This is a genomic window from Amycolatopsis sp. NPDC051128, from assembly GCF_040682715.1.
Lineage (GTDB): Bacteria > Actinomycetota > Actinomycetes > Mycobacteriales > Pseudonocardiaceae > Amycolatopsis.
Window position 1 is genome coordinate 1 of record NZ_JBFBBN010000036.1, and the last position, 14,008, is coordinate 14,008.

General features: G+C 71.5%; 8 protein-coding genes. 4 read left to right on the forward strand and 4 right to left on the reverse strand.

Features of this window, described 5'->3' with window-relative positions; all coding sequences use genetic code 11:
• Nucleotides 1-177 precede the first annotated feature (177 nt).
• The 3 genes from AB0M82_RS30320 to AB0M82_RS30330 form a co-directional block, all read right to left on the reverse strand.
• A complete protein-coding gene (locus tag AB0M82_RS30320) occupies nucleotides 178-1,884 on the reverse strand; it encodes a hydrogenase maturation protein (RefSeq protein ID WP_364728970.1) in 1,707 nt (568 codons plus the stop codon).
• Nucleotides 1,885-2,154: 270 nt separating this feature from the next.
• Entirely contained in the window at nucleotides 2,155-5,019 is a 2,865-nt protein-coding gene (locus tag AB0M82_RS30325; protein WP_364728973.1) for a glycoside hydrolase N-terminal domain-containing protein, read from the reverse strand.
• Between the two features lie 29 nt (nucleotides 5,020-5,048).
• Nucleotides 5,049-6,413 carry an RICIN domain-containing protein gene (locus AB0M82_RS30330; protein WP_364728976.1) on the reverse strand — a complete coding sequence of 455 codons (1,365 nt, stop codon included), beginning with the start codon at nucleotides 6,411-6,413 and terminating at the stop codon, nucleotides 5,049-5,051.
• 140 nt (nucleotides 6,414-6,553) lie between these two features.
• Here AB0M82_RS30330 and AB0M82_RS30335 point away from each other — a divergent pair, with 140 nt between their 5' ends.
• A complete protein-coding gene (locus AB0M82_RS30335) occupies nucleotides 6,554-7,306 on the forward strand; it encodes an amino acid transporter (protein WP_364728979.1) in 753 nt (250 codons plus the stop codon).
• Between the two features lie 103 nt (nucleotides 7,307-7,409).
• Here the strand turns inward: AB0M82_RS30335 and AB0M82_RS30340 are convergent, their stop codons facing one another.
• Entirely contained in the window at nucleotides 7,410-8,360 is a 951-nt protein-coding gene (locus AB0M82_RS30340) for a PaaX family transcriptional regulator C-terminal domain-containing protein (RefSeq protein WP_364728982.1), read from the reverse strand.
• Between the two features lie 127 nt (nucleotides 8,361-8,487).
• Here AB0M82_RS30340 and AB0M82_RS30345 point away from each other — a divergent pair, with 127 nt between their 5' ends.
• The 3 genes from AB0M82_RS30345 to AB0M82_RS30355 all read left to right on the forward strand — a co-directional run bounded on the left by AB0M82_RS30345 (nucleotide 8,488) and on the right by AB0M82_RS30355 (nucleotide 14,006).
• Nucleotides 8,488-9,816 carry an MFS transporter gene (locus tag AB0M82_RS30345; RefSeq protein ID WP_364728985.1) on the forward strand — a complete coding sequence of 443 codons (1,329 nt, stop codon included), beginning with the start codon at nucleotides 8,488-8,490 and terminating at the stop codon, nucleotides 9,814-9,816.
• Nucleotides 9,813-11,162 carry an alpha/beta hydrolase gene (locus AB0M82_RS30350; RefSeq protein ID WP_364728988.1) on the forward strand — a complete coding sequence of 450 codons (1,350 nt, stop codon included), beginning with the start codon at nucleotides 9,813-9,815 and terminating at the stop codon, nucleotides 11,160-11,162. Before AB0M82_RS30345 ends, AB0M82_RS30350 begins: the two co-directional genes overlap by 4 nt.
• Before the next feature lie 543 nt (nucleotides 11,163-11,705).
• Nucleotides 11,706-14,006, forward strand: a complete 2,301-nt coding sequence (locus AB0M82_RS30355) for a LuxR C-terminal-related transcriptional regulator (protein WP_364728991.1) — start codon at nucleotides 11,706-11,708, stop codon at nucleotides 14,004-14,006.
• Nucleotides 14,007-14,008 lie beyond the last annotated feature (2 nt).

A 14,008-nucleotide genomic window follows, 5' to 3' on the forward strand; every position in this document is an offset into this window, starting at 1 on the left:
CCACAAGGGCCTCGCGACGCAGCTCGCCACCGGGCACGGCGCCGCCGACGTCGTCGCGATCGAGGAGCAGTACATCCCGCAGTACCGCAAGGCGGCCTCGCCCCGGCGCACCTCGTGGTCACCCGCACTCGACCGGGCAGCCGGGAACCCCAGCGCCGGTGGCCCTCGCGAGCACGATCAGCGGACAGTGCCGACCTGGGGGAGTCGCGGCGCCGGCAGGCGGGGTGGTTCCGGCCGGGCCGGGCCGGCGGGGCGGCCGGTGAGGAAGGCGCGCCTGGCGTGGGCGAAGCCGTGGCGGTCGTCGAAGATGTCGTGGCTCATTTCGGCGAGTTCCCGTACCCGGTAGGTTTCCAGCGGCCTGCGGTGCTCGTCGGCCGCCCGGGTGGCTCGTTTGTGGTCGAGCAGGGCATTCGCGTGTCCGCCGGCGGCCAGTTCGGTGGCGTAGTCCAGCGCGGTCGTGAGGAATCCCGCGCGGTCGCTCGCGGCGAGTTCGTCGACGATCCCGATTTCGGCCGCTTCGGCGGCGGTGATCGGCTCGCCGTGGGTGGTCAGGCGGTGTGCCTGTGCTTCGCCGACCCGGTGCGGCAGCACGTAGGTCCAGTATTCCGAGCCGTACAGGCCCATCTTCCGGTAGTGCGGATTGAGGAGGATGCCGTCGCGGGCGATCACTTTGTCGGCGCCGAGTGCCAGCATCACCCCGCCCGCGCCCGCGTCGCCGGCGAGCGCGGACACCACGAGCTGGCGGGTGCAGAGGATGATCTCCCGGCAGAGGTCGTCGATCGCGGTGATGTTCCGCCACGCTTCCGCCGCCGGATTCGGATGGGCGTCGATGACACCCAGGTGCATGCCGTTGGAGAACACCTCGCCGCCGGCCAAGACCAGCACGGTGGTGTCCTGCGCGGCCGCGTAGCGCACGGCGGCGGCTAGCTGCCGGCATTGCGCGGCCCCCATCGCGCCGTTGTAGAACTCGAAGCGCACCAACCCCACCTTGCCCACACGCCGGTAGCTGACCTCCCGAAGGCTCGGCGGGCCCGCGACCCGCGGTGCCTCGGGAACGCCCCCGAGCGCCAGCGCGGCGGGGAGCTTGACCGTCGTGCCCGGAGCCTCGGGCGTCAGCCGCCGCGCCTGCCCGATCCACAGCGCGCCGTCGCCGGTGCGGACCAGGACCGCACCCTGCCGGCGTGCCGCGATGGTGCCGGGCTCGCCGGGCGTGGCGTCCCCGGGATGGGCGTCGAACACCGCGACCGGCACACCGGCCAGCTCGGTGTGCACTCCGGGACGGCCGTCCGCGGCCCGGATGCGACGCAGGATGTGGTCGGCCGGGTCACCCCAGCAGAACGCCCGGTCGGCCTGCCGGACCAAGGGCCGGACCCGGCCCACCGCGCCGGGCCGATGGAGGTCCTGGCGGCGCGGCGTGAACCCGGCGTCCTGGGCTCTGGTCACCACCTCGTCGATCAGGCTCATCGCGGCGTCGGACACCTCGGTGTTGTAGAGGGTGCTCTTGCGCGGCGGGCCGGCCGGCATCATGAACACCCGCGTGCCCCAGACCGGCCCGCCGTCGAGGTCCCCGGTCGCCTGCAGGGCGGTCACGCCCCAGGTGGGTTCGCCGTCCATGATCGCCCAGTCGAGCGCGGACGGGCCGCGGTCCCCTTCCGGACCGGGATGGATGATGATCGTGCGGTAGCTTCGCCAGACCGCCTCGGGAACCCGCTGACGCAGAAACGGGCAGATGATCAACTCGGGCTCGGTGGCCGCCGCGGCCGTGGCGATCTCCTGCGGGTCGCGCACCGTCTGGACCGTGACTCGGTGACCGCGGGCGCGCAGACCGAGCCAAGCGCGCTGGCTGAGTCCGTTGAACGCGGAGCAAAGCAGCAAGATTTTCACCGGGCCTCCGCTCGTCGAGTCCTCGAATCCGGTCGACGGTACCCGGCCCGGTGCAGGACGTGACGCAGCCAAAGGTGTAGACACGTTCGGCCGACCAGGGCTCTCCAGGACGGTCTCGTCACTGCTGGTCGCCCTGGCCGGAGTCCGGAGGAATCCACGGAAGATCGCTACGTCGATCGTGTCGTGTCCGATGTGGACCAAGCCGGGCCTGCCGAGGTGAATGACCCATTCACCTCGGCAGGCCCGGTCAAACCAGCCCTGACCCGTGGCTCAGACGCGCTGGAGCTGGAACCGCTGGTTGGCGGCGCCGGTCACGGTCCACTGCGAGATGCGGGCGCCGTCGGCGGTCGAAGCGCTCCACACGTCCATGGCGAGGCCGCTCGCCCGGTTGAGGAGGCTCACCACGCCGCTGCCCTGGTCGGTCACCTGCCACTGTTGAGTGGTCGCGTTCGTGTCCGGTTGCTGGGTGATGTCGGCGCCCGTACTGGTGGACGAGACCTGGAGGACCAGGCCGCTGCTGCGGGAGCGGATGCGGTAGAAGCCGCCGTCGGAGGGGACGAAGTCGAACTGCTGGTTGAGCCCGCTGGTGGCCGTCCACTGGACCAACGTCGCGCCGGCACTTGTCGAGCCGCCATTGATGTCGGCTGATTTGCCACTGTGCTGCGCGACGAGCCGGTAGTTCACCCCGGGTTGCACCACCGGCGGCGGTCCACCGAGGGAAGTGGCGCGGTAGGTGTGGCCCGCTTGCCCCGCGAACCGGACCAGGTCGGCCTCGACGGCCACCGGCTGCACCTTGGCGCCGCTCGTGGTGTCGAGCACCTCGAATTCCGCGGTGAACATCCGGCTGCGGACCTTGACGTCGCCGTCGCGGTCGGGCGTGATGGTCAGTTGCGTCGCCGAGCCCGCGGTCCAGGTCGCGCCGACCGTGTAGCCGCCACGCCCGCGCAGGCCCGTGACGCTTCCGGCCGCCCAAGCGGGCGGCAACGCGGGCAGCACGTGCAGCTCACCGTTGTGGCTGTGCAGCAGCATTTCGGCGATGCCGGACGTCGCGCCGAAGTTGCCGTCGATCTGGAACGGCGGGTGCAGGTCGAACATGTTGGGCGCCAGCCGGTCCGTCCGCACGAGCAGCCGGAGCAGGTCGTGCGCTTTGCGGCCTTCTTCCATCCGCGCCCAGTAGTTGATCTTCCAGGCGAGGGACCAGCCGGTGCCGTCGTCGCCGCGCAGTTCCAGCGTCCGGCGGGCCGCGGTGAACAGCTGGGGCGTGCCCCGCTTGCTGATCTGGTTGCTGGGGTACAGGCCGTAGAGGTGGGAAATGTGCCGGTGGGTCTGCTCGGTTTCCACCCAGTCGTAGAGCCATTCCTGGATGTTCCCGCGCGAGCCGACCTTCATCGGCGCCAGCCGCTGCCGGGCCGCCTTGACCTGGTCGGCGAAGGCGGCGTCCACGCCCAGCACCTGGCACGCGCCGGCGCAGCCGTCGAACAGGTCGCGCAGGATCTGCATGTCCATCGTCGGCCCCGCGCACACGGACGCGTTCGCGTGGTGGTTCAGCTCCGGCGAGTTGGACGGGTTGGTGACCAGGTAACCCAGGCTCGGTTCGGTCACCAGGGTGTCGAGGAAGAACTGGGCGGCACCCTTCAGCAACGGATAACGGGAGCGCAGGAATTCGACGTCGCCGGTGAACCGGTAGTGGTCCCAGATCATGGTGGCGAGCCAGGCGCCACCGCTCTGCCACATGCCGGCCTGCGCGAAGTCCACAATGGAGGATCCACGCCACGCGTCGGTGTTGTGGTGGGTGACCCAGCCGCGGGCGCCGTACTCGACCTGCGCGGTGCGGGCACCGGTGACCGCGAGATCGCTGATCATGCCGAACACCGGCTCGTAGCACTCGGCGAGGTTGGTCACGTCGGCCGGCCAGTAGTTCATCGGCAGGTTGGCGTTGAGGGTGTACTTCGACTGCCACGACGGGTTCATCTGGTCGTTCCAGATGCCCTGCAGGTTGGCCGGCTGGGTGCCGGGCCGGGACGAGGAGATCAGCAGGTAGCGGCCGAACTGGAAGAGCAGGGCGGAGAACTGCGGATCGGTGACGGAGTTGTGCTGGGCGATCCGGACATCGGTCGGCTGGTCGGCCGCCGGGGTGCGGCCGAGGTCGAGGGTGGTGCGCCCGAAGAGCTTCTGGTAGTCGGCCACGTGCCGGCCGCGGAGGGAGTCGTAGGACTGGGTCTGGGCGGCGTTCAGCCGGGCGCGGGCGATGCCCTGGTAGTCACCGTTCACCGTCCGGTAGTCGACGTAGCTGGTGCCGATCGAGATCAGCAGGGTCACGGCGTTGGCGCCGGACACCCGCAGCGTGCCGCCGGAACTGCTGGTGCTCCCGCCCTCGGCGACGGCGCTGGCCAGCGCGAGGAACCGGACCGAGCCGGCGATCCCTTGGCTGTCCGCGGAGATCCCGTCCAGGCCGATCGACGAGCCGGTGGGGCTGGACACCGTTCCGCGCTGCGGGGTGCCCAGCGACGCCGAGAACGAGATCGAGCCGGGCGTCTCGGCCGTCAGGCGCATGACGATCACCTGGTCCGCCGCGCTGGCGAACACTTCGCGCCGGTAGCGCACATTGTTCGCGACGTAGGTGACGACCGTCGTGGCGGTGGTGAGATCCAGCCACCGCTGGTAGGAAGCCGCCCCGCTCCCGCCGGAAAGTGCGAGGCTGAGGGTGCCGACGGGCTGGTACGGCTGCTGGGTGGCCGGCTTGCCGAGCATGCGCTGGTCGATGAGGCTCTGCGCCTGCGTCCACTGGTTCCCGAACACCAGCTGCCGGATCTGCGACAGCGCGCCCGCGCCTTGGGTGTTGCTGTAGTCGTGGGGGCCGCCCGCCCAGACCGTGTCCTCGTTGAGCTGCAGGCGTTCGGTGTCGGTGTTGCCGAACACCATGGCGCCCAGCCTGCCGTTGCCGATCGGCAACGCGCGCAGCCATTCCGTGCCCGCCGGCTTGTCGTACCACAGCGCCAGGTCGTTGACCGCCCGCACGTCCGCGGGCGCGACCGAACCGGCTCGTGCGGGCGCCGCCCACCCGATCGGCGTCAGCGCGGCCCCCAGGCCCGCGGCGCCGAGCCGCATTGCTTGCCTTCGCGTCAGATCCGCCATCGTCGTCCTCCGTTCGGCAGCGGCCGCGATCAGGCGCGCTGGAGCTGGAACCGCTGGTTGGCGTTACCGGAGGCGGTGTACTGCGAGATCCGTGCCCCGTCGGCGGTCGACGCACCCCACACGTCCATCGCCAAGCCGCTCAGCCGGTTCACCAGGCTGACCGCACCGCCACCCTGATCCACTACCTTCCACTGCTGGCCCGCCGCGTCGCCGTCCGGCTGCTGGGTGACGTCCGCACCCGAGCCCGAACCGGACACCTGCAACACCAGCCCGCTGTGCCGGGCCCGGATCCGGTAGTACCCGTCGGCGGAAGCCAGGAAGTCGAACTGCTGGTTCAGCCCGCCGTTCGACTGCCACTGAACCAGCGTCGCACCCGCCGCGGTCGACGCGCCGCTGACGTCCGCCGACTTTCCGCTGTGCGCCGCCACCAGCCGGTAGTTCACCCCCACCTGCACCGGCGGCGTCGGCGGGACCGGGTCGCCGCCGAACTGGCTGAAGAACTTCCAGATCTCGGCCTTGTCCCAGCTCCTCGCGCCGCTCTCGCAGCCGGTGCAGCCGTCCACCGGGCCCTGCTGGTGACCGCCGTCGAACGGGGCCCAGACCACCGGGTAGCCGGTCCGGCATCCCGAGTAGACGGTCAGGTAGTGGGTCTTGCTGCCCGCGGCGGGTTCGGGGGCGTTCTGCGGGGTGCAGCCGTTGTTCCTGACGAAGGTGTCACGTAGTCCCCGGCCGGCGCCGATGTTGTCGGACACGCCGTGGATCCCCATGTACGCGATGGGCTGGGTGCCACCACTGCACCCGCTGATCGCGCCGGGGGCGGCGATGGCGACGACGGCGCGGAAGACAGTCGCCCGCGCACACGCGAGCGCGTAGCTCATCGCGCCGCCGTAGCTGAACCCGATGGAGAACAACTGCGTCGTGTCGACGCACAGGTCGTTCTCGATCAGCCTGATCATGTTGTCGGTGAAGGTGACGTCCTCACCACCGGAATTGCCCCAGCCGTTGCTGATGCCCTGCGGGGCAACGAAGATCGTGCTGTTGCCCGACTGCGACTGCATGCCGTAGTAGGCCCAGGCATAGCCGTCGCTCCCGCCCGAGGCGACCTGTTCGGCGGTGCCGCCGAGCCAGTGGAAGCCGAAAGCCAGCCGGTGCGGCAGGTTGTTGTCGTAGCTGTCGGGGATCTTCAGGATGAAATCACGGCTTTTGCCGCCGCTTTGGATCGTGCGCTTGCCGCTCGTGAGCGTCGGGGTCTTCCCGCAGCCGGCGCTCGGAGTCGCCGCTGCCGCGGCTTGGGGTGCGGTGGCGGCACTGGCGCTCGGCGGCGTGCCGCCCACGGTCAGCACGAGCAGTGCGGCGGCCACGACGGTCCGGAACGATGATCCGTACCTCGCCATTCGAAACCCCTTTCGGCTGGAAGCGCAATCATCCGGCGAATGGCGTGTCCGTCATCGGTATGAGACGGCTTGGCTCAAGACATTCGCGTTGTAGCACAGGGGTCGAATACGCGTCCAGGCACGGGTCTCGCCGAGCTTGCGTGCCACGGCTTCCGCGCGCCGAGGAAATGAAAGTTTCACCTGGCGGCGCGCTCGACGACAAAGCATTCCGGGAGCATCCGGATGCTGTTCGGCTGGCCGCGGCGGGCTTGCCGAACCAAGATGTGTCCGTGGCACCGACACGCACCCCGTGGGGGACCTGGGAACCGCTGACCCCGTCCCAGGTCAGCCAGCTGTTCGCGGCGGCGGGCGCGCCCTGGTGGCTCGCCGGTGGTTATGCCATCGAACTCGCCGTCGGCCGTCGCTTCCGTGAGCACGCCGACGTCGACGTCCTCCTGCTGCGTCGCGACCAGCTGATCGCCCAACACGTCCTGGCAGGCTGGGAATGGTGGGCGGCCGACCCACCCGGTCGGCTTCGTCGCTGGCTGCCCGGCGAGACCTTGCCGGCCGCCGTCCGCGACATCTGGTGCCGGCCGACCGCCGACCAGCCGTGGCGAATCCAGCTGATGCTCGACGAAGCCAGCGGCGAAGAGTGGGTTTCGTGCCGCAATCCTGGCCTGCGCCAACCCATTTCCTCGCTCGGCCGCACCAGCGAGGAGGGCTTCCCCTACCTGGCTCCCGAGATCCAGCTGTTCTACAAGGCCAAAACGCCGCGAGCGAAAGACGACGCCGACTTCGCCGCGGTCCTGCCGCTGCTCAATACCCGCCAGCGACAGTGGCTGGTCAAGGCGATCACCGAAACCTACGGAACCCGTCACTGGCTGACCCGGCTCACCTCAGACGCGCGACACTAGGGCTCCCGGCGCCCGGCGGCCGGCCCGGTACCGCGCCGGCGATCCGGACAGCGCCTCGAGCTTCGTCTGCACCCGCTGACACCCGGGGACCGGGCGCAGCCCGTCAGTTCAGCTGAGGGGTGGCCGGCTTGAGCTGGTCATCGGCTTCCGATCCGATGCGGGTGACGGTCTCCGGCGACGAAGTCGTCGTGTCGGGGACGGTGCCGGGGATGGTGTCGAGGAGGCCGGCGGCGATGGCCAGCGCGTCGCGTTTGAGCTCGGCGTTGACGGCGCGGAACTGGTCCTGGGCCGGTTCGGCGGGCCAGTCGGCCGGCAGGTGCCGCCGGGGGAGCCGGGGATCGGTGCGGATGGTCTGCAGCCAGTCGGCTTCCAGCAGGAGGTGCCGGGCGAGGCCGTCCGGGGCCTGGGCCCCGGCTTCCCCGCGTTCGCCCCAGCGGGCGAGGAAGGCGTGGTAGTGCCCGGCGATGCGCTCGAGGTCCCACGCGTCGCGCACGATCTCGGCGATCTCGGTCGGCGGCAGGGCCCGCGCCTGGAACACCTTGACGTGGCTGTCGGTGCCGAGGCCGTCGAGCAGCGGCGACACATCCACAGTGGACGGTGCGATCCACAGCCCGCTCTGCAGGCTGCCGAACCCGGCCCACAGCAGGCGTGAGCGCAGGACGTGCCGCTGGCGTTGCCATGACTCGGGCATGGAGAAGCCGAGCAGGGTCCAGGTGCCGTCCCAGTCGTGGTTGACCGCGCCGTCGTGCCAGATGCGGCGCTCGCCGTCGAGGAGGATCGCGCGCGACCGCTCGGTCAGTCCGATGTAGACGTTGCGGCCGCGGCGGGTGCGGCGCAGCAGGTCGCGCCGGGCCATGCGGCTGAGCGTCGAGCGCGTGGCGTGTTCGGAGATGCCGGCCCGGCCCATCACCTCGATCACGCTCGCGGTGGCGACATGGATGTCGCGGCCGAGAACGTGCGCGCCGAGGAAGGTGAGCAGCAGTGCTTGCGGGCGCGCCGACCCGGCGGGGGAGAGGTCGTCACCCTCGTCGGTCGCGTTCTCGGCCACGGTCACGGCGCCAGCATAAGCGAGTGATGTTGGGCACGCCATTGACGGCGGTCACCGATGTGCTTAATGTTCTGGCCGGATGTGGCACAGGCCACGTCCTGATCCGGCGGCCGGCGACGAGGCAGGACACGCGATGACGGAGACTCCCCAACCCCCCAGTCCGCACCACTCGCCGACGCAGCTGCGCCGGGCCGTGCTGTCCAGCTACCTGGGCAGCGTGACCGAGTACTACGACTTCCTCCTCTACGCGACGGCCTCGGCCCTGGTGTTCTCCAAGGTCTTCTTCTCCGGCCTCGACCCGGTGGTCGGCACGATCGCGAGCCTGGGCACCTTCACCACCGGCTACCTGGCCCGCCCGCTCGGCGGGGTGATCTTCGGGCACTTCGGGGACCTGCTCGGCCGCAAGCGGATGCTCGTGATCACCATGACGATGATGGGCATCGCGAGCGCGCTGATCGGCGTGCTGCCCACCTACGCGCAGGTGGGGGCGTTGGCGCCGATCCTGCTGGTGGTGCTGCGCGTGCTGCAGGGCGTCGCGGTCGGCGGCGAATGGGGCGGCGCGGTGCTCATGTCGGCCGAGCACGCCACCACCCGCCGAGGCCTGTGGGCGAGCTTCACCAACGCCGGCGCCCCGAGTGGCCTGGTCGTCTCGACGCTGATGCTCACGCTCATGGCGGCCGTCACGACCGACGCGCAGTTCCTGGCGTGGGGCTGGCGGATCCCGTTCCTGCTCAGCGTGGTGCTGCTGGTCATCGGCCTGTTCGTGCGGCTGAAGGTGGCGGAGACGCCGGTGTTCGCCGCGACCGGCCGCCCGTCGCGCGCCCCGCTGGTGGAGGTGCTGCGGCGGCACCCGAAGAACCTGCTGCTCGCGGTGGGCGTCGGCTTCGGCGCGTTCGTCGCGCAAGGGACGCTCACCACCTACGTGCTCGCCTACGCGGTCCACGCGGGCTTCACGCGGCAGACCGTGCTCAACGCGATCACCGTGTCGTCCGTGGGCGCCGTGTTCGGGATCATCGGGTTCTCGGCGCTGTCGGACCGGGTCGGGCGCCGCCCGGTGGTCGTCGCGGGCGCGGTGGCCACCGCGGTCGTCGGGTTCCTGCTGTTCCCGATGATCGACAGCCGCTCGGCGGGGCTGCTGACGCTGGCGCTCGTGCTCGGGCAGTCGATCGCGCACGCGGCGATGTACGGGCCGCTCGCCGCGTTGTGCACGGAGCTGTTCGGCACGCGCGCCCGCTACACCGGCGCGTCGCTGGGTTACCAGCTGGCCGGTCTCGGCGCCGGTGTCGCCCCGGTCGTGTTCGCGAGCATCGCCGGCGCGGGCACGCCGGTGATCTCGGCGGTGATCGCCGCGTGCTGCCTGCTCACGGTGATCAGTGTGCTCGCGCTGGCGGAGAGCAACCGCAACGACCTCGCCGACGACCCGGCCGCGGTGGTTTCCCCGGCCAGGGAAGGGATCCGATGAAGACCCGCCGGCCAACGCGCGTCGCGGCGCTCGTCACCGCCGTCCTCGCCGCGGCCTTCGTCGCCGCGCCCGTGGCCGTCGCCGAAGCGACCCGGCACTACACCGGCACGCTGCCCAGCGGCGCGAGCTGGGTGGCGGACGTGCCGGGGGAGTGGAACGGGACCGTCATCCTGTACAGCCACGGCTTCGGCCCGCTGGAGCCGCGGAACGCCCCGGACTCCGAGACGGGCCAGGCGCTGCTGGACGGCGGCTACGCCCTGGTCGGGTCGTCCTACTCCGGGCCTTCGTGGTGGGCGCTGGAGTCCGCGGTGCGTGACCAGTTCGCGTCCCTGGACGCGCTGACCGGCGAGATCGGCGCCCCGCGGCGCACCATCGCCTGGGGAACCTCGATGGGCGGCCTGGTCAGCGCCCTGGAAGCCGAAGACGGCCGGCACCGCGTCGTCGGTGCGCTGACCACCTGCGGGCTCGTCGCCGGCGCGCTCAACCTCGACAACTACCAGCTCGACGGCGAGTACGCGCTGTCCCGCCTCCTCGCTCCCGGGCAGGGCATCAAGCTCGTCCGCTACACCGGCCCGGAGGAGGCGGCCGCGGCGGGCGCCGCACTGACCAAGGTCACCGCCGACGCCCAGGCCACCCCGGCCGGGCGGGCCCGGATCGCCCTCGCCGCGGCGCTGATGAACGTGCCCACCTGGTTCACCGGCGCCACCCCGCCGGGTCCGCGCGACTACGCGACGCAGGAAACACACCAGGAAGCCGCGCTGACCGCGTTCGTCCTGAACTTCACGATGAGCGGGCGTTACCAGATCGAGCTCGCCGCGGGCGGCAACAGCTCCTTCACCGCCGGCGTCGACTACCGCGCGCTCCTGCGCGGCAGCAGCCACACCCAGCAGGTCCGGGCGCTCTACCGGCAGGCGGGTCTCGACCTCGACGCCGACCTCGCGACGCTGACGCGGGACGCGAACATCACCGCGGATCCCGGGGCGATCAGGACACTCGCCCGGACGTCCACGCCGACCGGCCGGCTCCAGGTGCCCGAGCTGAACCTGCACACCGTCGCCGACCAGCTCGTGCCGGTGGAGCAGGAGAACTGGTACGGCCACGTGGTGGCCGCGGCCGGGCGCGGGCACCTGCTGCGGCAGGCGTACGTCCAGGGCACCGGACACTGCGCCTTCCAGCCGGCCGAGACCATCGCCGGGCTGCACGCTCTCGAGAAGCGCGTCGCCACCGGCCGGTGGGACGACGCCACGACCCCGGAGCGCCTCAACGCGGCCGCCGGGACCGGCCGGTACCTGTGGTACCAGCCACCTGCCCTGACCGGCGGCCTCGGCGAACCCGGCCGCCGGTGACGCTTCGCCTGTCGTTCGGCAGCCTGGCCGGCATCGAGGCCGGGGCAGCTTTTCAGCGATCCTTGGAGCAGGGCGGAGACGAACCGGCGCTGGAAGATCAGGAAGATGACGAGCGTGGGCAGCAGGATGAGCACCGAGCCCGCGCGGAGCAGGGGTCGTCGACGCCGCTCGCCCAACGGCCTTCCGTTGACCGCTTGCGCGGCAGAGGAATCCTTAACGTCGGAAGAGGAGAACCGCTTCCGCTCAGCGAAGGGTGGGGGAGACCTGCGAGCGGAAGCGGTGGCTTGAAGGCCGGTACGGGGGTCGCCTCTCGGCGAGTCGCGCGACCCGGCTCCGGGGTGAACCGGTGGTCCGGGAGGGCGGAAGGGGTGAGGCCCGGGGGACTCCGCCGTACCGACACCCCTTACAACGTCCGGCGCGGCGCGGTGTTCCCCGTCGACCACGCCGGCGGCCGTGACGTGCGTCGCTCGGGTCCGTCGAGGTGAACGGCGCCCGGGCCGTCGGCGCCCGGTGCGCCGCGTCTGTCCGAACTACACTTTCCGCATGTGTGCCCGCCCCCGCCGAAGCATCGGCAATCTGCCGGCCGAGCTGACCAGCTTCGTCGGCAGACGGCATGAGCTGGGGGAGGCGAAACGCCTGCTGTCCGCCGCCAGGCTGGTGACGCTGACCGGCGCCGGCGGCGTCGGCAAGACGCGGCTCGCGCTCCGGGTGGCCGCCGATGTGCGCCGGGCGTTCCCCGATGGCGTGTGGCTGGTGGAGCTGGCCGACCTGGGTGATCCGCACCTGTTGCCGAACACCGTGGCGACGACGTTCGGCCTGCGCGGCGCCGGTGACCCGGCGGACGGGCTCGCCGAGTACCTCGAGGACAAGCAGCTGCTCCTGGTGCTGGACAACTGCGAGCACGTGGTGAACGAGTGCGCGATGCTGGTCGCCAAGCTGCTCGCGGTCTCCGGCGGGCTCCGGGTGCTCGCCACCAGCCGGCACACCCTCCACGTGGAGGGTGAGCACATCCTGCACGTCGAGCCGCTGCCCGTCCCGTGGGACGAGGACACCGGCGCGACCCCGGTCGAGGCGGTGCTGCTGTTCACCGATCGTGCGGCCGCGGTCTCGCCCGGCTTCGAGCTCACCCCGGACAACCGGGCGGCGGTGAGCCGGATCTGCCGGCGGCTGGAGGGGATCCCGCTGGCCATCGAGCTGGCCGCCGTCCGCCTCCGCGTGCTGTCGGTCGACCAGATCTTCGACCGGCTCGACGACCGGCTCGGCCTGCTCACTTCGCGCCAACACGCCGCGCACCCCCGCCGGCAGACGCTGGAGGCGGCGATCGGCTGGAGTTTCGAGCTGTGCACGCCCGCGGAACAGCGGCTGTGGGCGCAGACGTCGGTCTTCCTCGGCGGGTTCGACCTCGACGCCGCCGAGCACGTCTATGCGGCCGACGAGGCCGAAAGTGACAGCACGCTGGACGTCGTCACGGGACTGGTGGACAAATCGGTCCTCAGCCGCCAGCACGGCACCTTCGGACGGCAGGCCTGGTATCGCATGCTGGAGACCGTCCGCGAATACGGGAGCGGCAAGCTGGCCGCGGAGGGCAGTGAGCCGGACGTGCGGGCACGGCAGGCCGAGTACTACGTGAACCTCGCGCGGCGGTACCGCGCCGAGGGGTTCGGCCCGCGGCAGCTGGAGTGGGTCGGCCGGCTCCGACGCGAGCACGCCAACCTCCGGGCCGTGCTGGAGTACTGCCTGTCCGGCCCCGAGCGGGCGAGCCGTGCGCTGGACATCGCGGCTTCGCTGTGGAACTTCTGGTACGGCGGCGGCCTCGTCCCGGAGGGGTGCCGGTACCTGCGGCGCGGGCTCGAGTTGTGCGGTGAGCGCACGCTGGTCCGGGGCCGGGCGTTGTACGCGATGTCGTTCCTCGCGATCCAGACCGGCGCGCCGCACGCGGAGCTGCTGTCCGAACTGGGCGAACTGGCCGACGAGCTCGGCGAGGAACGGCTCCGGGCGGGCCACGCGGAGTGTTCCGGCATGGCCACGTTCTTCGCCGGCGACCTGCCCGGTGGTGCCCAGCAGCTGGAGCGGGCGTTGGCCGGGTACCGCGTGGCCGGTGACGCGCTGCTCGTGTTCGACACGCTGATCCTGCTCGCCGCCGCGTGCTTCTTCCTCGACGATCCGCGCGGCGCGGCCGCCGCCGAGGAGGCGCTCGCCCTGACCGACCGGCACGCGGCGCGCTGGTCCCGTGGCTACGCGTTGTGGGCGGTCGCGCTCCACCGCTGGCGGGCGGGCAGGCCACCGGAGGCGGCGGATTTGCTGCACGAGGCCATCGCCCTCCGGCTGGCGGATCGCACGCTGCTCGCGTTCCTGATCGAGGCGCTCGCGTGGTGCCAATCGTCCGAAGGCGCCCACGACCGGGCCGCCCGGCTACTCGGGGGCGCCGCCGCGGTCTGGCGGCTCAGCGGCGCGCGCGTCGGCGAGATGAGTCCCTACCAGGGCTTCGACGAGCAATGCGCCGCACAGGCCCGCGCGGCGCTCGGGGACGAGGCGTTCGACGCGGCCTACGCCGAGGCGGCCGGCTTCGGCATCGACGAGGTCGTCCGGTACGCGTTGCGTGAGAAGCCGGCTGCTGCGCCGGCGGCGAGCAAGGCGAGTGAGCCCGACGAGCTGACCCGGCGGCAGCGGGAGATCGCCGAGCTGGTGGCCCGGGGGATGACCAACAAGGAGATCGCCGCCACCCTCGTCCTCAGCGGACGGACCGTGGAGGGGCACGTCGAGAACATCCTGGTGAAGCTCGGCCTCACTTCACGCACGCAGGTGGCGTCGTGGCTGGCCGGCCGGCCCCGGCGACCCGCGTAGCC

Coding starts and splice junctions, on each gene's coding strand:
- AB0M82_RS30325 (WP_364728973.1), bottom strand. CDS start 5,019: ATGGCGGATCTGACGCGAAGGCAAGCAATGCGGCTCGGCGCCGCGGGC.
- AB0M82_RS30330 (WP_364728976.1), bottom strand. CDS start 6,413: ATGGCGAGGTACGGATCATCGTTCCGGACCGTCGTGGCCGCCGCACTG.
- AB0M82_RS30345 (WP_364728985.1), top strand. CDS start 8,488: ATGACGGAGACTCCCCAACCCCCCAGTCCGCACCACTCGCCGACGCAG.
- AB0M82_RS30350 (WP_364728988.1), top strand. CDS start 9,813: ATGAAGACCCGCCGGCCAACGCGCGTCGCGGCGCTCGTCACCGCCGTC.
- AB0M82_RS30355 (WP_364728991.1), top strand. CDS start 11,706: ATGTGTGCCCGCCCCCGCCGAAGCATCGGCAATCTGCCGGCCGAGCTG.